This window comes from Streptomyces sp. NRRL B-1140, from assembly GCF_001280065.1.
Lineage (GTDB): Bacteria > Actinomycetota > Actinomycetes > Streptomycetales > Streptomycetaceae > Streptomyces.
In genome coordinates, this window is sequence record NZ_LGEA01000099.1 from 167,745 (window position 1) to 185,927 (window position 18,183).

Here is an 18,183-nt window from a genome sequence, read left to right on the forward strand (position 1 = left end):
CTTCGGAGTGAACGCCCGTGCGCGATGGGTGTCAAGCGTCACTGAACATCGCCGGACACGAACCAGACGCCCACCGCCGGTACCTCTCCATCGTTGCGGTAACGGTGGGGGGTCGTCGACTCGAAGCAGACGGAATCGCCCGGCCGCAGCGTGTACTCCTCGAAGGCGAGGGTGAGGATCAGCTCGCCGGAGGTCAGATAGCCGTACTCGGTGCCGGGATGCCGCATCAGCGCTCCCGAGCCGGAGGAGGAGCCGCCGGGCCGGTACGTCACCAGCAGGAAGTCCGTCTCCGCGCCCGGCACCCTCCCGAGCCGCTCCCACACCACCCCCGAGTCCAGCTCCAGCCTCTCGCGCCCGCCCGCGGCCACCAGCGGCCCGATCCGCCGCCCGGGCCCGGCGGCGAACGCGGCGAGGGCCGGCGGCCCGGCGGGAGACGCAGTCACGGGAGCCGCGGCGGAGGAGGACTCGGCGGAGGAGGACTCGGCGACGCGGGACGCGGTGTGCTGCACCGCCCCGGCGCCCTCCCCGGCCCCCTCCCGCAGACTCTGGCGGATCATCGTCTGCGCAGTCTTCCGGGCGTCGAAGAGCGACTCCACGGAGATCCCCAGCGTCGTGGTGATCGCGTACAGCGTGCTGACGGACGGCTGGCTCTTGCCGGTCTCGATCTGCGACACGAGACTCGCCGACACCCCGATCTCCCGGGCCAGCGCGCGCAGGCTCGTCCCGCGCTCCAGGCGCGCCTGCCGGATGCGTGCGCCGACGGGCGGCACGACGGCGGGGGGCACGGGCGGCTCCTCTGCTGGGGGGAGACGTGCATGTGTGCAGCTTCATTGAACAGCGCGTGCGAGCCCTGACGCCAGAGCCCCGGCGTGCCCGGCCTTCCGGCGGCGCTCACCCGAACGGTCCGACGCCGGTGGTGGGCCGCCGGTGGCGGTGGTGCGCTGAGGGCACGCGTCACGTTCTCAGGAGGCACTCCCGATGGCCCGTCGTCCGTCCAGGCTCGTCCGCGTCCTGTCCTCCTCGCTGGCGGCGGGCACGCTGCTCGGCACCGCCGCCTGCTCGGACGACGGCGGCGCCGAGGGCTCGCGGGTCTCGGGCGTCACCGCGTCCCAGGTCGCCGGGATGCGGCAGACCCCCTCCCCCACCACCACCCTCTCCACCGACGCCGCGCGCACCGCGCTGATCACCGAGGCGGACATCGAGGACGACTGGACGCAGGTCAAGGACACGGAAGCGGAGAACTGGCACGACAGCCTCCTCATCGGCACGGTCGACGTGTCGGACTTCGTGTCCGGCAAGGCCCAGGCGGCCGACTGCCGGCGGCTCATGGACTCCCTGTTCGACGACGATCTGCTGGGCAGGCCGTCGGGCGCGTCCGAGCTGCGCGGCTTCGTGCAGGGCGACTCCCGCCTGCTGTACCAGGTCGCCTCCTACGACCGGACCGATCCGCAGGACTCCCTGAACTGGATGGCGACCCTGCCGGAGAAGTGCGACCAGTTCACCGTGACCGACGGCAAGGACAAGCGCACCGTCCAGGTCATCGAGACCTCGGTGCCCAAGGTGGGCGACGCCCGGCAGGGACTGCGCGTGACGGTGCAGGGCTCGGCCGGCGGCGACGACGCCACCCTGACCCTGGACGTCGCCGCCGTACGGGTCGGCGACGACGCGATCACCGTGACGGCGGGCGGGCTGGACGGAGGCGAGGACGACTCCATGAAGCAGGCGGTGCAACAGGGCACCCAGCGGCTGGAGGACGTCCTGGCCGGGAAGTCACCCGCCGCGAGCCCCACGTAAGGGCTGTCTCTCCAACCGGGGTTGCCGCGGCCCGGCCCGGCAGTGCCGCCCTGGGCCTGATAGGTCAAGACGCGGCGCCCCGCTGCCCGCATGCGGGCAGCGGGGCGCCGAGGGAGCCGGGCGATCCTCTGCGGACCGCTCGCGGGTATCAGCGCGTGATCCCGTAGTGCCTCAGGATGCCTTCCGCTACTGCCACGAGCTCGCTGAGGCCGGGCCCGGTGGGGCCGTCGGCGCGAGTGGCCGAGCCCTCCGGCTTCTGCTGGGTGGGGATGGGTGCGGCGTGGGCGGCCGGGCTGACCAGGGCGAGGGCGGCGGCGGTGAGCGCGGCGGCCGAAATGATCTTCTTCATGCTCTGCAAACGAGCCCAGCGGGTGCAGGGCACGGGCGGTGCGCCCGATCGGCCCACTCCGGACGTACCGCCGAGCCGGTCCGGGAATCCGCCTGGTTCAACCGTCGATGGTGGCCAGCCAGGCGGTCAGCAGGCGGTTGACCTCGTGGGGGCGTTCCTGCTGGATCCAGTGGCCGCAGCCGTCCAGGACGTGGGACGCGGACAGAGCGGGGAGGGTCGTGGGGTAGGCGTCGATGGCGTCGGACATCCAGGTGGTGGAGGCGTCCAGTGCGCCGCCGATGAACAGGGACGGCTGCTTGACAGGCGCTTCGCGGTAGGGGGCGAGGTCTTCCCAGTCCCGGTCCATGTTGCGGTAGCGGTTGAGTGCGCCGGTGATCCCCGTGCGCTCGAACTCTCCGGCGTAGAAGTCGAGATCGTCCTCGCTCAACCAGGCCGGGAGCGGGCCGGTGGGAAAGCGGTCGCGCAACCGGCGTCCCGGGGCGACGAAGTGCGGGTCGGGCTCGCCCTCGGCCGGCATGGTGTCGGCGGACAGGGCCGAGTAGAAGCCCGCGAGCCAGCCCCGGACATCGGGTTCGATCTCCGCCTCGGCGCGGCCGGGCTCCTGGAAGTAGGAGACGTAGAACTCCTGCTCGGGGCCGCCGATCCGGCCGAAGATGTCGGTCGGGCGGGGACCGCCGGGCGGCGCGTACGGGACGCTCAGCAAGCCCACGGCGCGGAAGACTCCGGGGTGAAGCAGGGCGGAGGCGGCGGCGATGTTGGAGCCCCAGTCGTGGCCGACGACCACCGCGCATTCCTCGCCGAGGGCGCGCACGACGGCGACGTTGTCCTCCACCAGTTGGAGCATGCGGTAGGCATCGGTCGCCGCGGGCCTGGAGGAGCGGCCGTAGCCGCGTACGTCGATCGCCACCGCCCGGTACCCCGCCGCGGCGAGAGCCGGGAGTTGGCGGCGCCAGGAGTACCAGGACTCGGGGAAGCCGTGCACCAGCAGGACCAGCGGTCCGGCGCCCTGCTCGGCCAGGTGCAGGCGTCCGGCCGGGGCCTCGACGACGCGGTGGCGGAGTGCTCCTGTCGGCTCGGATCGCATGGGCGACTCTCCTCGGTTAGCGGACGGCCGGCGGGTACCCCTCGATCATGCGGCCCGGCCGCCCCCCGGCGCGATCAGCGTTGCCGTTCCGGCAACCTGGCAGGACAGGGTGGTGAAGTGGCGCGGCAGGAGTGGCCGGTGCCAAGCCATCTGCGTGAAGGGGGCGGGACCATGGTGAGAGTGCGGCTGCGCGGGCGGCGTCGGCGGGAGCGGGGCGAGTTGGTCAGCCTCCACCGGGTGGACGAGCTGCACGCCGACCGGGGTCGTGCGCGGCGGACCGGGGTGTGCTTCATCGCGGCCGCGCGTCTTCTTGCGGCCGTCGCGGTGCTGCTGGGACTGCTGGCCGGGGCGTTGCTGTGGTGCCGGCCCGACCGGACGGGGCAGGAGCAGGCGTTGGCCACGGGCGGTGCGGCGCTGGGCTGCGGGGTGCTGTGGGTGACGGTGGTGTGGCGCGCGGCCTGCTGGCTGAGGCGCGGCATGATCACCGACAGGGATGGCGAGCCGATGGTCGTGGCCGGGCTGGAGCCGGACGATCAGGGGGAGCCCGACTGGCTGTGGAACGTGCTGCGGCTGTCGCACCTGGTGTTGCTGTGTGTCCCGCTGGCCGGGCTGGCGCTTGCGTTGGTCAGCGCGGTGATGCCTGCGGAGGCGGGAGCGTGGTCCGGCTGGGTGCGGTGGGGGATCTCCGGGTTCAGCCTGCTGATGACCGGGCTCATGGGCGGCATCATCGGTGGTCTGGCCTTCGGACTGGTGGCCTCGGGCGAGGAATGCTGGACGCCCCGCGGTGCTGTGCGGCGGCTGCTGATGTACGCGGTGCCCTTCCTGCTCGCCGTGCCGTTGCTGTCCGGTGTGCACGCCCCCTGGTCAGGTGCGCTCGCCGGTGCGGCCGCGCTCTGGCTTCTCATCGGACCGGTCAACCAGGTCGCGAAGCACATACCCGGTGTGGCCTCCGACTGACGAGCCCCGCGCCCCGCGCGGCCGCCCCGCCGGCCCCGCTACGCCGTTCGGCACGCCGGGAAGCTCCTTTCCGGCGCGACCGCACTTCCCGCTCCGCCGTTTCCCGGGACAGCTGATCATCGGAGCGGCACAATGACGGCGATGACCGGCTTGGGTCGTGCGTGCGAGGAGAGGACGAGTCGTGAGTGATGTCCACACCCCTTCGGGAGGGTCGGCGAGGCTGAACACCGGTGTGGCGCACAACGCGCGCGTGTGGAACTACTGGATCGGCGGCAAGGACAACTACGAGGTCGACCAGCGGGTCGGCGAGCACGTCGCCGGCATGTTCCCGATCATCCGGGACATCGCCCGGGCGGACCGCGACTTCCTCGGCCGGGCCGTGTCGTTCCTCGCCGGCGAGCGGGGAGTGCGGCAGTTCCTCGACATCGGCACGGGACTGCCGACGGCGGACAACACCCACGAGATCGCCCAGCGGCTCGCGCCCGACTCGCGCGTCGTCTACGTCGACAACGACCCGATCGTGCTGGTGCACGCCCGCACCCTGCTCACCGGCACCCACGACGGCGCGACCGCCTACATCGACGCCGATGTGCACGACCCGGACGCCATCGTCGAACGAGCCGCGCACACCCTCGACTTCACGGAGCCCGTCGCCGTGATGATGCTGGGCATCCTCAATTTCGTCCTGGACGTCGACAAGGCCCGGGACATCGTGCGCCGGGTGATGGCCGCGGTGCCCTCCGGCAGCTTCCTGGTCCTCACCCACCCGACCTTCGACGACGACCTGGGCGGCGCGGGCCAGATCCCCGCCATGGAATTCTGGAACGAGAACGCCACTCCCCCGATCACGGCCCGCAGTGGCGCGGACATCGCCGCGTTCTTCGAGGGCCTTCGGCTGCTCGAACCGGGCATGGTGTCGTGCGGGCAGTGGCGCGCCGAGCCGGGATCGGCCGTTGTGGTACCGCAGTACGGCGCGGTGGCCGTGAAGCCCTGACGCCGCCCTCGTCGCCGAAGTCCCGACAACCGCGGGAGGACGCATGACCACCCTGGCCGATCCCGTGCCCGGCGGCCGTCCCGGCGATGTCGAGCGGGCCACCGCGCTGAGCGGCGAGCTCGCCGGCCGGGGTGTGCACGGTGTGGTGCTGGCCTACGTCGACACCGCGGGCATCGCCCGGGTGAAGACCGTCCCGACGGCCCGGCTCCCCTCCGCGGCGGCCTGGGGCGTCGGCATGTCACCGGTGTTCGACACGTTCCTGGCCAACGACTCCGTCGTCACCACCGACGTCCTGGGCTCCCCCGACGGCGATCTGCGCCTCTACCCCGATCTGGACCGGCTCGCCGTCCTGGCCGGGCAGCCCGGCTGGGCCTGGGCGCCGGTGGACCGGATCACCCAGGACGGCGACCGGCACCCCGGCTGCACCCGTACGCTCCTGCGCCGGATCGTCACCGAGGCGGCCGAGCGGCACGGCCTCACCTTCGAGGCGGCGATCGAGGTCGAGTGGACGGTGGCCCGGGGCGACGCCCCCCGACGACACGTTCGTGCCCGCGACGACCGGACCGGCCTACGGGGCGACCCGGCAGGTCGAGCTCGGTGACTACACCGCCGACGTGCTGGCGGCGTGCGCGGCCCAGGGCATCGAGGTCGAGCAGGTCCATCCCGAGTACGCGGCCGGGCAGTTCGAGATCTCGGTGGGTGCCGTCGATCCGGTGGCGGCGGCCGACCGCAGCGTGCTGGTCCGCCAGACCGCCCGCGCGGTGGCGGGGCGCCACGGGCTGAGGGTGTCCTTCTCCCCGGCCGTCGTGGGCCGGGGCGTCGGGAACGGCGGACACGTCCACCTGTCCGCCTGGCGCGACGGGGCCAACCTGCACTCCGGCGGACCGGGACGGTACGGCATGACGGCCGAGGCGGAGTCGTTCACGGCCGGCATCCTCGCCCACCTGCCCGCCCTCACGGCCGTCACGGCGCCGAGCCCCGCCAGTTACCTGAGACTCAGGCCCTCCCAGTGGGCCGGGGTGTTCACCGCCTGGGGGCGTGAGACCCGGGAGACCGCGCTCCGCGTCGTCACCGGGACCGCGGGCCTGCGCGACCGGGCCGCCAACCTGGAGATCAAACCCGTCGACCTGGCCGCCAACCCCTACCTCGCGATCGGCTCCCTGATCGTCGCCGGGCTGGACGGCCTGGCCTCGTCCGCCGCCCTCCCCGAGGAGACCACCGGCGACCCGGCCCACCTGAGCGAGGCCGAAGCGGGAGGCAGGGGGGTGCGGCGGCTGCCGGTGTCGCTGGAGGGTGCCGTCGAGGAGTTCCGCGCGGACGACGTCCTGCGTGCGGCCCTCGGCCCGGTCCTGGCCGACGCGGTGATCGCCGTGCGCCTCGGCGAGCTGGCGTCCGTCGCCGGTCTCGACGACGACCGGGTGGCAGCGGCGTACCGCTGGAAGTACTGACGTGGGGGCGGTCCGCGAGGCGCTCGACTCCGTACGGCTGGTCGACCACCACTGCCACGGCACCGTCCCGGCCGACCTCGGCCGGGACGCGTTCGAGTCCCTCCTCACGGAGGGCGAGGCCTGGCCGGGCATCTCGCCCTTCGACAGCCCCGCGGGGGCGGCCGTGCGCCGGCACTGCGCTCCCCTGCTCGACCTGCCCCGGCACGCCGCCCCCGGCGAGTACCTCGCCCGCCGCTCGGACCTCGGCTGGCGCGAGGTGCAGCGCCGCTTCCTGCGGGCGACGGGCACGGACGTCTTCTGCGTCGACACCGGCCACACCCCCGCCCGCCTCACCAGCCCCCGGGACATCGCCGAGGCGGCGGGCGGGGTGTCGTACGAGGTCGTACGACTGGAGGGCGTAGCGGAGTCGGTGGGGGCCGCCGGGGTCGAGGCCGACGCCTACGCGGACGCCTTCCGCGCGGCCGCGCTGGACGCTGTGCGGCGGCCCGGGGTGGTGGCCGTGAAGTCGGTGGCGGCCTACCGCACCGGGTTCGACCTCGACCCGGGCCGCCCGTCGGCCGCCGAGGTCACGGAGGCGGCCCGGTCCTGGCTCGGCAGAGGCGGACGTCTGGACCACCCGGTCCTCGTACGGCACCTGCTGTGGACCGCCGTCGACCTCGGTCTGCCGCTCCAGCTGCACACCGGGTTCGGTGACAACGACATCCGGCTGCACCGCGTGGACCCCGCGCACCTCACGGACTGGCTGCACCTCACCGCCGGGACCGTCCCCATCCTCCTGCTGCACTGCTGGCCCTACCAGCGGCAGGCCGCCTACCTGGCGGCGGTCTTCGAGCAGGTGTACCTCGACGTCGGGCTCACCCTCCACCACGTCGGCCCCGCCCGGGCCGGTGCGGTCCTCGCGGAGGCCCTGGAGATCACACCGTTCCGCAAACTCCTGTACAGCTCCGACGCCTACGGTGTGCCCGAGTTCCACCACCTGGGAGCGCTCGCGTTCCGGCAGGGGCTCGCGGAACTGCTCCAGGAGCGGGTGGACGCCGACGAGCTGGCCCTGCCCGACGCGCTGCGGATCGCCCGCTGGACAGGGCGGGACAACGCCCTGCGGGTCTACCGGTTGCAGGACGAGCCGGCTCAGGACGATTGAACAGGCGTGGGGCCGGTCACAGTTCCCCTGAAGCGGCTACCCAGGAAGTCCGAACGGCTGAAAGTATGATCAAGCGATGTCTGACATGACCGAAACCACGCCCGGCTGGCTGTCCTCCGACGAGCTGGAGATGACACGTGCCCGCATGCCGATCCTGTACGTCGAGGCCGTCCCGGTACGCGTCGACGACAGCGGCGAAGTGACCAGTGTCGGCCTGCTGCTGCGCATCGGGCCCGACGGCACGGTCAGCCGGACGCTGGTCTCCGGCCGCGTGCTGCACCACGAGCGCGTCCGCGACGCCCTGCTGCGCCACCTGGAGAAGGATCTCGGCCCGGTCGCGCTGCCCCGCGTGCCGGCGTCACTCCAGCCGTTCACGGTCGCGGAGTACTTCCCGACGCAGGGCGTCACGCCGTACCACGACCCGCGCCAGCACGCGGTGTCCCTCGCCTACATCGTGCCGGTGACCGGTGACTGCCGGCCTCGGCAGGACGCGCTCGACCTGGTGTGGTTCAGCCCGCAGGACGCCGTTTCGGAGGCCGTGCAGAGCGAGATGCCGGGCGGGCACGGGGTGCTCCTGAAGCAGGCCCTGGCGCATGCGGGCTGCGCGATCTGAGGCCTAAGCTTCTCTCACGTGACCGACCTCCGGCGGGGAGGCGCATGTGATGGCGGCAGGGCACCAGGACCCGTTCCCGGGGCAGCCGCACCTGCCCGAACTGCACGTGCGCCTGCGCAGCGAGCTGAGCCGGATCGACGAGCAGTTGGGCGCCCTGCTGGACGCCATGGACCGGATGCAGGGCCTGCTGGACGCCGTGGTGGCCATCAGCCGTGAGGTGGAGCTGCCCGCGGTGCTGCACCGCATCGTGACCACCGCCATGGACCTGGTCGGCGCCCGCTACGGCGCCCTCGGTGTGCTCAGCGGCACCGGTGAGCGCCTGGAGGAGTTCATCACCGCCGGCCTCTCCGAGCGGGAACGCGCCGACCTGGCCGGGACCGGCCTGCCGACCGGGCGCGGTGTCCTCGGCCATCTGATCAGCCACCCCGAGCCGCTGCGCATCGGCGACATCCCCGCCCATGCGGCGTCCGTCGGCTTCCCGCCCGGCCATCCGCACCTGCGGACCCTGCTGGGCGTCGCCATCAGCGTCCGCGGCGAGATCTACGGCGACCTGTACCTCTCCGAGCGGCGCGACGGGCAGCCCTTCGACGTCCACGACGAGAACGTGGTGATGGCCCTGGCCAGCGCCGCCGGCATCGCGATCGAGAACGTCCGTCTGTTCGAACAGGTGCGTGTCGGAGCCGAGCAGTTCCAGCGGCTTCTGCTGCCCACGCTCCCCGACCTGCGGCCGTTCACCGCGGCGGCCGTCTACCGTCCGGCGACGGAGCCCAGCAAGCTCGGCGGTGACTGGTACGACGCCATTCCGCTGCCCGACGACGTGGTGGCGGTCGTCATCGGTGACGTGGTCGGACACGATCTGCACGCCGCGGCCGCCATGGCCTCCACCCGCAACATGCTGCGCGCCCTGCTCTTCGATCCCGGCAGTTCGCCCGGCGCGGTCCTGACCCGGCTCGACCACACCCTCCAGGCGGTCACACCCGACCCCGTCACGACGACCGCCCTGGCGCGGATCGAGCCGGAGGGGCCGGACTGGCGACTGCGCTGGAGCACCGCGGGGCATGTCCCGCCGCTGCTGATCACCCCGCAGTGCCGGGTCGAGATCCTCTCCGCCGAGCCGGGGCTGCCCCTCGGGGTCGACCCGGAGGAACCCCGCCCCGAGCACTCCCGCCTCCTGCTCCCGGGCACCACCCTGGTCTTCTTCACCGACGGCCTGATCGAGCATCCCCACCGCCCGATCGACGAGAGCCTGGTGGAACTGGCGGACCTTGCGGCGGCCCATGCCGCCCTGCCCCTGCGGGACTTCGTGTGGGCCCTGGCCGATCACCATCCCAGTGACGGTCACGACGACATGGCCATCCTCGCCCTGCGCGCCCCGCCGGGCTGAGGCCGGACATCCCGGGAGGGCCGAACATCCAGCTCAGCGATGCTGTGGAGGATACGTGGGATCCGGCGGATGATGGTCGAGGGGATGTCGATGCGGAGGCCTTTCGATGACGGGCGCGCGGCAGGCACGGTCCCGGCGCGACGTCCGGACGGCCCTGGAGATCTGCGCCGTCGCCGGGTTGTACTACGGTTCGGCCGAGCTGGGGCTGCTCCAGCAACTGGTACGCGGCCAGGTCACCCCGCTGTGGCCGCCCAGCGGAATCGCGCTCGCGAGTCTGCTCCTGCTCGGACCGCGGGTCTGGCCCGGCATCGCTCTCGGCGCGTTCCTGACCAACATCGGCCTCGGGCCGTCGCTGCCCGCCGTCCTCGCGATCGCGGCGGGCAACACGCTCGCACCGGTGTGTTCCCACGCCCTGCTCCGCCGTGCCGGGTTCCGCGACGAACTGAACCGGCTGCGGGACGCGCTGGCCCTGATCTTTCTCGGCGCCTTCACCGGAATGCTGGTCAGCGCCACGATCGGCACCGGGACGCTGGCCCTCACCGGGGTGCTGGACGCCGACGACATCGCGCCGGCCTGGTCGGTCTGGTGGACCGGCGACGCGATGGGCGTCCTGGCCGTCACCCCCCTGCTGCTCGTCCTGCGCCATGCCCGATGGCCCCGGGGCGTTCCGCTGTCCCGATGGGCAGAAGTGATCTTGCTGGTGGCGGCAACGGCCGGTGTCGGTCTCGTCGAGACCAGTAGCACACCACTGCTGTTCCTCGGTTTCCCGCTGCTGATCTGGGCCGGCTTCCGCTTCCGGCTGGCCGGGGCCGCTCCCTGTGTCCTGGCCGTGTCGATCTTCGCGATCGTCGCGGCCGGGCAGCAGTACGGTCCGTTCGCCGGCCATGACCTGTTCACCGACATGATCACCCTGCAGGCGTTCAACGGTTCCGCGTCGCTGACCGCACTCCTGCTCGGAGCGGCGGTCGGCGAAAGGGCCGACACCGAGCGGGAGATCGCGCAGGCGTGCAGGCAGCTCGCCGAGATGGCGACCAGGATCGCCACGAGCGACCACCGGCCGGCCCTCCACAGCGGCCGGAGCGATCAGGAAGAGCAGTACAACGGCCCCTGAGGGGAGAAGGTCGTGAAACGATCGAGCGGCCGTACCGGAAAGTTCCGATACGGCCGCCGACCTGCTGCTTCACATGTCGGGACGACAGGATTTGAACCTGCGACCCCTTGACCCCCAGTCAAGTGCGCTACCAAGCTGCGCCACGTCCCGTTGCCCGTCTGACCTGGGGATTCCCCCCGGCCGAACGCGCAGGGAAACAATACCGCACTCGTACCGGTGATCGCGCACCCGTTTCCGGGGCCGAGGACGGGGTTCCACGCGGCGTGCGGGCCGGTGGCTCAGCCGGCCGGGAGGCCCAGGCGGGGATGGGCCTCCAGGAGCCGGGTCGGTGCCGCCTGGCGCCAGGAGTCGGCGAGGATGTCGCGCAGTTCGGCCTCGTCCTCGATGGCGTCGAGCCGGGCTCGCACCCAGGCGAACTGGGACTCGTGGTCGGCGATCCAGAACTTCCCCGGCTCGGCGAGCACCAGTTCGTTCCGCTCCTCCTTGGGGCAGCGCACGGCGATGGAGGTCTCGTCCTCCGGCAGTGTGGCGAACATCTTCCCCGCGACCCGGAACGTGGGCATGCTCCAGGCGATCTTCTCCGTCGTGTCCGGCAGGGACAGGGCGATCCGTCGTACGTCTTCGGCATCCGGCATGGCAGGCACCGTAGCGGCTCCCGCTGACAATCACCTGGTGAGAGCGGCCGATACGCGCTTGTAGTAGATCGTCGTCGGCCGCAGCACCCCGCCGGGATCGGCCGCGTAGTCGGGGATGGAGCCGATCGGGGTCCAGCCCTCGGACCGGTACAGACGCTCGGCGGGGCTTCCGGTCTCGGTGTCCAGGTGCAGGAGGGTGACACCGGCCGCCGCGGCAGCGGCCTCCGCCGTGGCCAGGAGGCGGCGGCCCAGGCCGCGCCCACGGGCGCCGGGGTGCACCATCAGTTTCACGAGTTCGGCGCGGTGACGGCTGTTGGTCTTGGTGGGGAAGGCCAGGCTCACGGTGCCGAGCACGCGTCCCCCCTCGCATGCGGCCCAGACGGCGAGCCGGCCCGCGGCGACGTCCGCGGCGCGCTCCTCCCACCACGCCAGGGCCTGCGTCCGGGCGAGCGGGGCGAGGAATCCGACCGAGGCGCCGCCGTTCACGGTGTCGGCCAGCAGATCCGCCAACGCCCCCGCGCGTTCCGCGAGGCGGGTCTCGTCCAGCCGGATCACGGCCGCACCACCGCCAGCAGATACCGCACGCCCTCGGAAGCCGCGCACCGGAACCGGGTCGGGCCCCACACGCGCATCCTCAGGCAGTCGCCGGTGGCGAGGTGGTGTTCGGTGTCCTCGGCGGTCACGTCCAAGGCCCCCTCCAGGATCCAGATGTGCTGCTCCAGCCCGGCCAGGGGCGGACGGTCGTAGGCGAGGTCGGCGCCGGGCGAGAGGCGGGCCTCGATCAGTTCGCCGCGCAGGGCGGTGTGCGGAGGGGACACGGACCGGCGCACGAAGCCGGAGGCCCGGTCGTGCCACACGGGCTGCCCCGCGGAGCGGACCACGCTCTCCGGCTCCGCCTCGACCTCGCTGAGCAGCTGGGACATGGTGCGTCCGTAGACGGAGCAGAGGCGGTTCAGCAGTGCGGCCGTCGGGCTGGTCTCCGCCCGCTCGGCTCGGGACAGGGTGGACCGGCTCACCCCGCTGCGCTCCGCCAACTCACCCAGGGACCAGCCGTGTTCGGCCCTCAGCTCGGCCAGGCGTGCGCCCAGCCTGGCATCGACGGGGTCCGTCTCGTCGTCTCTCACATCCGGGTCGCGTCTCATATCCGGGACGCTAGCCCGGATATGAGACGTCTGTGTTACGAGGTGCTCACACCCGGGCCGCGGTGCCGAGGGCGTCCAGCACGGGGCGGATGAGGGGGTGGTTCTCGGCTCCCCTGCGTACGGCGGCGAAGACCCGCCGGGTGGGGGGTGTCCCGTCGACAGGGCGGACGACCACCCCGGTGAGATCCGTCCCGCGCAGCGCCGAGCGCGGCACCAGCGCGACGCCCGCGTCGGCCGAGGCGATGGCGACGACCGCGCGGAAGTCGTCCGAGGAGTGTTCCATGCGCGGCTGGAAACCGGCGTTCTCGCAGGCCAGGACCACCACGTCATGGCAGGGATTGCCAGGGTAGGGCCCGATCCACGCGTCCTTGGCCAGTTCGGCGAGCGGCACCTCGGCCGCGCCGGCCAGACGGTGGGTGACCGGCAGGACCGCGTCGAAGGGCTCGGCGTACAGCGGTGCGTGGGCCAGTCGCGGGTCGTCGGCGGGCGGAGCCCCGCGGTACTCGACGGCGACCGCGACGTCGACCTGCCGGTCCAGCACCATCGGCAGGCTGGCGTCGCCCTCGGCGTCCTGGACGCGGATGCGGATCCCGGGTGCCGACCGGGCGAGAGCGGCGACGGCGGGCGCGACGACGAGGACGATGCCGGTGGCGAAGGAGGCCACCGTGACGGTGCCGGCCGCGCCCGAGCTGTAGGCCGCGAGTTCGGCCTCGGCCCGCTCCAGCTGGGCGAGGACCGCGTTGGTGTGGTTGAGCAGGATCTCCCCGGCCGGGGTGAGCCGTACGCCCTTGGCGCCCCGCTCGACGAGCCGGTGACCGGTCTCCTGCTCCAGGGCGGCGAGCTGCTGGGAGACGGCCGACGGCGTGAGATACAGCGCGGCGGCAGCCGCCGTCACCGTACGGTGGTCGGCCACCGCCCGGAGGATGTGGAGCCGCCGCGCTTCGATCATGCGATCGATTGTCTCAAATGCATCGCTCAGGCCTGCTCGGACTCCAGCTGGGCCCGAGCCGCCACGAACGCGTCGACCGCGCGGTTCACGTCGTCCGTGGAGTGCGCGGCCGACAGCTGTACGCGGATACGGGCCTGGTCCTGCGGCACCACCGGGTACGAGAAGCCGATGACGTACACGCCGCGCTCCAGCAGCAGCTCCGCCATGCGTCCGGCGACCGCCGCGTCACCGATCATCACCGGGGCGATGGCGTGGTCGCCGGGGAGGACGTCGAAGCCCTCCTCGGTCATGCGGCGGCGGAACAGGGCCGTGTTCTCGGCCAGCCGGACGCGCAGGTCGTCCGCGGCCTCCAGCAGGTCCAGGACCTTCAGGGAGGCCGCCGCGATCACGGGAGCGAGGGTGTTGGAGAACAGGTACGGCCGGGAGCGCTGGCGCAGCAGGGCGACGATCTCGGCGCGGGCTGCGACGTAGCCGCCGGAGGCACCGCCGAGGGCCTTGCCGAGGGTGCCGGTGATGATGTCGACCCGGTCCATGACACCGTGCAGCTCGGGCGTGCCCCGCCCGCCGGGGCCGACGAAGCCGACCGCGTGGGAGTCGTCGACCATGACCATCGCGTCGTAGCGGTCGGCGAGGTCGCAGATCTCGCGCAGCGGGGCCACGTAGCCGTCCATGGAGAAGACGCCGTCGGTGACGATCAGGCGGCGCCGTGCGTCGGACGCCTCCTTGAGGCGGGCTTCGAGCTCTGCCAGGTCGCGGTTGGCGTAGCGCAGGCGGCGGGCCTTGGACAGGCGGATGCCGTCGATGATGGAGGCGTGGTTGAGCGCGTCGGAGATGACCGCGTCCTCCGGGCCGAGCAGCGTCTCGAACACGCCGCCGTTGGCGTCGAAGCAGGAGGAGTAGAGGATCGTGTCCTCCTGGCCGAGGAACGCCGCGAGCCTGGCCTCGAGTTCCTTGTGCACCTCCTGGGTGCCGCAGATGAAGCGGACCGAGGCCATGCCGTAGCCCCAGCGGTCCAGGGCCTCGTGGGCGGCGGCGACGACCTCGGGGTGGTCGGCGAGGCCGAGGTAGTTGTTGGCGCAGAAGTTGAGGACCTCGCCGGGGCGGCCGCCCGCGGTGACGTTCACGGTGGCGGACTGCGGGGTGCCGATCACCCGCTCGGGCTTGTGCAGGCCGGCGGCGCGGATCTCGTCGAGGGTGGCGCGCAGGTCGTCGCGCACGGAGTCGAACATGAGGGAAGCTCCTAAGGTGCTTGCGGAGAGGGGGAGTTACGCGGTCCAGTCGAGGATGACCTTGCCGCCGCGGCCGCTCGCCGCGTCCTCGAACGCCGCCTCGAAGTCTCGGTGGCTGTAGCGGCCGGTGATCACGGGTGCGAGGTCGAGACCTGCTTCGAGAAGGACCGACATGGCGTACCAGGTCTCGAACATCTCGCGGCCGTAGATGCCCTTGATGGTGATCATCGAGGTGACGACGCGGGCCCAGTCAACGGGGAACTCCTGCGCGGGCAGGCCGAGCATGGCGATGCGGCCGCCGTGCGTCATGTTGGCGATCATGTCGCGCATCGCCTCGGGGCGGCCGGACATCTCCAGGCCGATGTCGAAGCCCTCTCGGAGTCCGAGGGTGCGTTGCCCGTCGGCGATGGTGGCCTCCGACACGTTCAGCGCGAGGCTGACGCCGATCTTGCGGGCGAGTTCCAGTCGCTCCTCGCTCACGTCGGTGATCACGACGTTGCGCGCCCCCGCGTGCTTGGCCACGGCGGCGGCCATCAGGCCGATGGGGCCCGCTCCGGTGACCAGGACGTCCTCGCCGACGAGCGGGAAGGACAGCGCGGTGTGGACGGCGTTGCCGAAGGGGTCGAAGATGGCGGCCACGTCGAGGTCGACGGGCACCCGGTGCACCCAGACGTTGCCGGCGGGCAGGGCCACGTACTCGGCGAACGCGCCGTCCCGGCCGACTCCGAGTCCGACGGTGGCCCGGCACAGGTGGCGGCGGCCCGCCAGACAGTTGCGGCACTTTCCGCACACCAGGTGGCCCTCGCCGCTGACCCGGTCGCCGACGGAGATGTCGGTGACGTCGCGGCCGGTCTCGACGACCTCGCCGACGAACTCGTGCCCGACCACGAGCGGGGTGCTGATGGCCTGCCGGGCCCAGCCGTCCCAGGCCCGGATGTGCAGGTCGGTGCCGCAGATGCCGGTGCGCAGCACCCTGATGAGCACGTCTTTCGGCCCGACGGTGGGTTCGGGGACGTCCGCGAGCCACAGCCCGGGTTCCGCCTTCTGCTTGACCAGCGCCTTCACCGCTACGGCTCCTGTGGGTGAGTCCCGGCTCCGGGCATACCGAAGGACCCCCTGGACCGGGAGAGGAGTGGGATCGCACTGCAATCTGCCGTACGGCGGCCTGCCGGTCCATCGAGGTTTTCTTAAGCGCCGCCTCAGCTTTCCTTCACGCCCCCGGGGGTTCCATGGGAACCGGGCTTCAGTAGGGCGGCAGGCCCTCGCGGCTCTCCAGCTCCATCACCAGCCGTGCGGCGTGTTCCTTGATCGCCGTCAGGCCGGGCTTGCCCCACGGCCGCGGCACGACGTCCGCCACGCTGACCGTGCCCAGCACCAGGCCCGTACCGTCGATGAGCGGTGCACCGAGGTAGGAGCGGATGCCGAACTCGTCGACCACCGGGTTGCCCGCGAACCGCGGGTAGTCGCCGACGTCCTCCAGGGCGAGGGCCTTGCGGCGCGCCACCACGTGGGGGCAGAAACCGTGGTCGCGGGGCAGGGCACGGCCGAGGAGCGGGCCGGTGCCGTCGCTGCGCACGACCGGGGCGACGGGCGGCACGTACAGCCCCGCGTAGAACTGCCCCTGCTCGCCGGGGAAGTTGACCATGGCGTACGGCGCCCCGGTGAACTCGGCGAGGCGGTGTGCGAAGGCGTCGAGTACGGGTTCGGGGTGTTCCCCCAGGCCCAGCCGGCGCAGTCGGCCGGCGCGGGCGGGTGCCTCCGTGTCCTCGGGGGTGAGCAGCAGACGACCGGCCGGGCGCGGCGGGTCGTACGTCATGGGCATGCTCCTGGGCTGTGGACTTGCGTCATATACGGGCTTCCTGGGGGTGTGAAGGGATCACGTGTGGGCGCCGTACCCCGAAGCGGGGGCCGGCGTGTGGGTGATGAGGTGACGCACCAGGGTCAGCAGCGTCTGGACACCGGAGCTGGAGATCCGCGCGTCACAGCACACGACGGGAACGTCCGCGGACAGGTCCAGGGCACCGCGTACCTCCTCGGGGTCGTAGCGGAAGGCGCCGTCGAACTCGTTGACGGCGACGATGAAGCCGAGGCCGCGCTGCTCGAAGAAGTCGACCGCGGCGAAGCACTCCTGGAGGCGACGGGTGTCGGCGAGGATGACCGCGCCGAGCGCGCCCTCGCACAACTCGTCCCACATGAACCAGAAGCGCTCCTGTCCGGGCGTGCCGAACAGGTACAGCACGTGCCGCGGGTCGAGGGTGATGCGGCCGAAGTCCATGGCCACGGTCGTCTCGAGTTTGTTCTCGATGCCGTCGAGGTTGTCGGTCGCGGCGCTGACGGTGGTGAGCAGTTCCTCCGTGCTGAGCGGCGCGATCTCGCTGACCGCGCCGACGAAGGTCGTCTTGCCCACGCCGAACCCGCCCGCCACCAGGATCTTCAGCGCGGTGGGGAACGGGTCGGCGCCGTGGCCCGGTCCGTCGGTGTAGTCAGAGCTGTCGTCGTAGTCCATCGAGCACTGCCTCCAGAAGGGCCCGGTCCGTCGGGTTGTGGTGGAACGCGGGGGGCTTGGTCGTCAGCGCCCCGCAGTCGACGAGGTCCGCCAGCAGCACCTTGGTGACGGCCACCGGCAGTTCGAGGTGGGCGGCGACCTCGGCGACGGCGACGGGCACCCGGCACCGCTCGATCGCCTGCGCGTGCTCCGGGCCGAGATAGCCGAGGGGGGTCACCCCGGTGGCCATCACCTGCGACACCAGGTCGAGCGCGACGGTCGGACGGGTGCGGCCGTTGCTGACCGTGAACGGCCTCACCAGCCGTCCGGCCGCGTCGTCGAGCCAGGGCCCGTCACCGGCCGCCGTCACGCTCAAGGCCTCATCGCCGGGGAATCCACGGACTGGCGGGGGGCGGTCACCAGGTAGGGGCGGACGCTCTTGACCAGCATCGCCATCTCGTAGCCCAGCACGGCCGCGTCGGCTTCGCGTCCTGCGAGCACGGCCAGACACGTGCCGGAGCCCGCGGTGGTGACGAACAGCAGGGTCGAGGCGAGTTCGACGACGACCTGCCGCACGTCGCCGCCGTCGCCGAAACGGACACCGGCGCTACGGCCGAGGGAGTACAGGCCGGAGGCCAGGGCCGCCATGTGGTCGGCGCTGTCCGGGTCGAGGCCGTGCACGGACTTCACGAGCCCGTCGCAGGACAGGAGCACCGCTGCGGTCGTGTGCGGTACGCGCTGCACGAGGCCGCTCATCAGCCAGTCGAGGTCGGAAACGTGGGCGGTCGGCGCATCGCTCGCCATGGTGGATCGACTCCTTGGGGTACGAAGGTCAGCGGGAGCGCTGGGGGTGGGGGTGGGAAAGGGG

At 72.2% G+C, this 18,183-nt stretch carries 20 protein-coding genes, 1 tRNA gene and 1 pseudogene; 8 read left to right on the forward strand and 14 right to left on the reverse strand.

All coding sequences use genetic code 11. The features are described 5' to 3' along the window. Nucleotides 1–38 precede the first annotated feature (38 nt). Nucleotides 39–785, reverse strand: a complete 747-nt coding sequence (locus tag ADK65_RS19600) for a helix-turn-helix domain-containing protein (protein ID WP_053671600.1) — start codon at nucleotides 783–785, stop codon at nucleotides 39–41. A 193-nt stretch (nucleotides 786–978) separates the two neighbouring features. Between ADK65_RS19600 and ADK65_RS19605 the strand changes: the two genes are divergently transcribed. Further along, nucleotides 979–1,794: a hypothetical protein gene (locus ADK65_RS19605; RefSeq protein WP_053671601.1), complete on the forward strand. Its 816-nt coding sequence runs from the start codon at nucleotides 979–981 to the stop codon at nucleotides 1,792–1,794. A gap of 148 nt (nucleotides 1,795–1,942) precedes the next feature. Here the strand turns inward: ADK65_RS19605 and ADK65_RS19610 are convergent, their stop codons facing one another. Both ADK65_RS19610 and ADK65_RS19615 read right to left on the reverse strand, forming a co-directional pair. Next, nucleotides 1,943–2,143 (reverse strand): hypothetical protein, encoded by a 201-nt coding sequence (locus ADK65_RS19610; protein WP_159038805.1) that lies wholly within the window; start codon nucleotides 2,141–2,143, stop codon nucleotides 1,943–1,945. Between the two features lie 97 nt (nucleotides 2,144–2,240). Beyond that, nucleotides 2,241–3,227 (reverse strand): alpha/beta fold hydrolase, encoded by a 987-nt coding sequence (locus ADK65_RS19615; protein ID WP_053671603.1) that lies wholly within the window; start codon nucleotides 3,225–3,227, stop codon nucleotides 2,241–2,243. Between the two features lie 171 nt (nucleotides 3,228–3,398). Between ADK65_RS19615 and ADK65_RS19620 the strand changes: the two genes are divergently transcribed. The 7 genes and pseudogenes from ADK65_RS19620 (at nucleotide 3,399) to ADK65_RS19650 (ending at nucleotide 10,875) form a co-directional block, all read left to right on the forward strand. Next, nucleotides 3,399–4,184: a hypothetical protein gene (locus tag ADK65_RS19620; RefSeq protein ID WP_159038806.1), complete on the forward strand. Its 786-nt coding sequence runs from the start codon at nucleotides 3,399–3,401 to the stop codon at nucleotides 4,182–4,184. A gap of 181 nt (nucleotides 4,185–4,365) precedes the next feature. After that, nucleotides 4,366–5,178: an SAM-dependent methyltransferase gene (locus ADK65_RS19625; protein ID WP_053671605.1), complete on the forward strand. Its 813-nt coding sequence runs from the start codon at nucleotides 4,366–4,368 to the stop codon at nucleotides 5,176–5,178. A gap of 43 nt (nucleotides 5,179–5,221) precedes the next feature. Continuing rightward, nucleotides 5,222–6,626, forward strand: a pseudogene (locus ADK65_RS19630) (glutamine synthetase). Between the two features lies 1 nt (nucleotide 6,627). Next, nucleotides 6,628–7,767 carry an amidohydrolase family protein gene (locus tag ADK65_RS19635; protein WP_053671606.1) on the forward strand — a complete coding sequence of 380 codons (1,140 nt, stop codon included), beginning with the start codon at nucleotides 6,628–6,630 and terminating at the stop codon, nucleotides 7,765–7,767. A gap of 76 nt (nucleotides 7,768–7,843) precedes the next feature. After that, nucleotides 7,844–8,380: an NUDIX hydrolase family protein gene (locus ADK65_RS19640; RefSeq protein WP_107092333.1), complete on the forward strand. Its 537-nt coding sequence runs from the start codon at nucleotides 7,844–7,846 to the stop codon at nucleotides 8,378–8,380. 49 nt (nucleotides 8,381–8,429) lie between these two features. Continuing rightward, nucleotides 8,430–9,764 carry a PP2C family protein-serine/threonine phosphatase gene (locus tag ADK65_RS19645; RefSeq protein WP_053671607.1) on the forward strand — a complete coding sequence of 445 codons (1,335 nt, stop codon included), beginning with the start codon at nucleotides 8,430–8,432 and terminating at the stop codon, nucleotides 9,762–9,764. Between the two features lie 106 nt (nucleotides 9,765–9,870). Beyond that, complete coding sequence (locus tag ADK65_RS19650; RefSeq protein WP_053671608.1) at nucleotides 9,871–10,875, forward strand: MASE1 domain-containing protein; 1,005 nt, start codon at nucleotides 9,871–9,873, stop codon at nucleotides 10,873–10,875. Between the two features lie 76 nt (nucleotides 10,876–10,951). On the opposite strand, the gene ADK65_RS19655 is transcribed toward ADK65_RS19650, so the two are convergent. The 11 genes from ADK65_RS19655 to ADK65_RS19705 all read right to left on the reverse strand — a co-directional run bounded on the left by ADK65_RS19655 (nucleotide 10,952) and on the right by ADK65_RS19705 (nucleotide 18,119). Beyond that, nucleotides 10,952–11,025 (reverse strand) — tRNA-Pro (locus ADK65_RS19655). A 128-nt stretch (nucleotides 11,026–11,153) separates the two neighbouring features. After that, nucleotides 11,154–11,510, reverse strand: coding sequence for an MmcQ/YjbR family DNA-binding protein (locus ADK65_RS19660; protein WP_053671609.1), 357 nt, complete (start codon nucleotides 11,508–11,510; stop codon nucleotides 11,154–11,156). A 30-nt stretch (nucleotides 11,511–11,540) separates the two neighbouring features. Then, nucleotides 11,541–12,065: a GNAT family N-acetyltransferase gene (locus ADK65_RS19665; RefSeq protein ID WP_053671610.1), complete on the reverse strand. Its 525-nt coding sequence runs from the start codon at nucleotides 12,063–12,065 to the stop codon at nucleotides 11,541–11,543. Next, nucleotides 12,062–12,652 (reverse strand): helix-turn-helix domain-containing protein, encoded by a 591-nt coding sequence (locus ADK65_RS19670; RefSeq protein WP_199825666.1) that lies wholly within the window; start codon nucleotides 12,650–12,652, stop codon nucleotides 12,062–12,064. Before ADK65_RS19670 ends, ADK65_RS19665 begins: the two co-directional genes overlap by 4 nt. Nucleotides 12,653–12,698: 46 nt before the next feature. Beyond that, nucleotides 12,699–13,601: a LysR family transcriptional regulator gene (locus ADK65_RS19675; protein WP_053671612.1), complete on the reverse strand. Its 903-nt coding sequence runs from the start codon at nucleotides 13,599–13,601 to the stop codon at nucleotides 12,699–12,701. A gap of 26 nt (nucleotides 13,602–13,627) precedes the next feature. Continuing rightward, entirely contained in the window at nucleotides 13,628–14,830 is a 1,203-nt protein-coding gene (locus ADK65_RS19680; RefSeq protein ID WP_053671613.1) for a glycine C-acetyltransferase, read from the reverse strand. A gap of 36 nt (nucleotides 14,831–14,866) precedes the next feature. Beyond that, complete coding sequence (gene tdh, locus ADK65_RS19685; protein WP_053671614.1) at nucleotides 14,867–15,895, reverse strand: L-threonine 3-dehydrogenase; 1,029 nt, start codon at nucleotides 15,893–15,895, stop codon at nucleotides 14,867–14,869. Nucleotides 15,896–16,073: 178 nt separating this feature from the next. Continuing rightward, entirely contained in the window at nucleotides 16,074–16,646 is a 573-nt protein-coding gene (locus ADK65_RS19690) for a GAF domain-containing protein (RefSeq protein WP_053671615.1), read from the reverse strand. Nucleotides 16,647–16,706: 60 nt separating this feature from the next. Next, nucleotides 16,707–17,336, reverse strand: a complete 630-nt coding sequence (locus ADK65_RS19695) for a GTP-binding protein (protein ID WP_053671616.1) — start codon at nucleotides 17,334–17,336, stop codon at nucleotides 16,707–16,709. Further along, the gene (locus tag ADK65_RS19700) at nucleotides 17,314–17,685 is read right to left on the reverse strand and encodes a DUF742 domain-containing protein (RefSeq protein ID WP_053671617.1); all 372 of its coding nucleotides are present in this window, start codon (nucleotides 17,683–17,685) and stop codon (nucleotides 17,314–17,316) included. The genes ADK65_RS19695 and ADK65_RS19700 overlap by 23 nt, the downstream gene beginning before the upstream one ends. A 2-nt stretch (nucleotides 17,686–17,687) precedes the next feature. Further along, the gene (locus tag ADK65_RS19705) at nucleotides 17,688–18,119 is read right to left on the reverse strand and encodes a roadblock/LC7 domain-containing protein (protein ID WP_053671618.1); all 432 of its coding nucleotides are present in this window, start codon (nucleotides 18,117–18,119) and stop codon (nucleotides 17,688–17,690) included. Between the last annotated feature and the right edge of the window lie 64 nt (nucleotides 18,120–18,183).

Excerpts from the sequence above, each read along its gene's own strand:
- ADK65_RS19605 (WP_053671601.1), top strand. The coding sequence starts at position 979 with ATGGCCCGTCGTCCGTCCAGGCTCGTCCGCGTCCTGTCCTCCTCGCTG.
- ADK65_RS19610 (WP_159038805.1), bottom strand. The coding sequence starts at position 2,143 with ATGAAGAAGATCATTTCGGCCGCCGCGCTCACCGCCGCCGCCCTCGCC.
- ADK65_RS19615 (WP_053671603.1), bottom strand. The coding sequence starts at position 3,227 with ATGCGATCCGAGCCGACAGGAGCACTCCGCCACCGCGTCGTCGAGGCC.
- ADK65_RS19620 (WP_159038806.1), top strand. The coding sequence starts at position 3,399 with ATGGTGAGAGTGCGGCTGCGCGGGCGGCGTCGGCGGGAGCGGGGCGAG.
- ADK65_RS19640 (WP_107092333.1), top strand. The coding sequence starts at position 7,844 with ATGTCTGACATGACCGAAACCACGCCCGGCTGGCTGTCCTCCGACGAG.
- ADK65_RS19645 (WP_053671607.1), top strand. The coding sequence starts at position 8,430 with ATGGCGGCAGGGCACCAGGACCCGTTCCCGGGGCAGCCGCACCTGCCC.
- ADK65_RS19650 (WP_053671608.1), top strand. The coding sequence starts at position 9,871 with ATGACGGGCGCGCGGCAGGCACGGTCCCGGCGCGACGTCCGGACGGCC.
- ADK65_RS19660 (WP_053671609.1), bottom strand. The coding sequence starts at position 11,510 with ATGCCGGATGCCGAAGACGTACGACGGATCGCCCTGTCCCTGCCGGAC.
- ADK65_RS19670 (WP_199825666.1), bottom strand. The coding sequence starts at position 12,652 with ATGAGACGCGACCCGGATGTGAGAGACGACGAGACGGACCCCGTCGAT.
- ADK65_RS19675 (WP_053671612.1), bottom strand. The coding sequence starts at position 13,601 with ATGATCGAAGCGCGGCGGCTCCACATCCTCCGGGCGGTGGCCGACCAC.
- ADK65_RS19680 (WP_053671613.1), bottom strand. The coding sequence starts at position 14,830 with ATGTTCGACTCCGTGCGCGACGACCTGCGCGCCACCCTCGACGAGATC.
- ADK65_RS19690 (WP_053671615.1), bottom strand. The coding sequence starts at position 16,646 with ATGACGTACGACCCGCCGCGCCCGGCCGGTCGTCTGCTGCTCACCCCC.
- ADK65_RS19695 (WP_053671616.1), bottom strand. The coding sequence starts at position 17,336 with ATGGACTACGACGACAGCTCTGACTACACCGACGGACCGGGCCACGGC.
- ADK65_RS19705 (WP_053671618.1), bottom strand. The coding sequence starts at position 18,119 with ATGGCGAGCGATGCGCCGACCGCCCACGTTTCCGACCTCGACTGGCTG.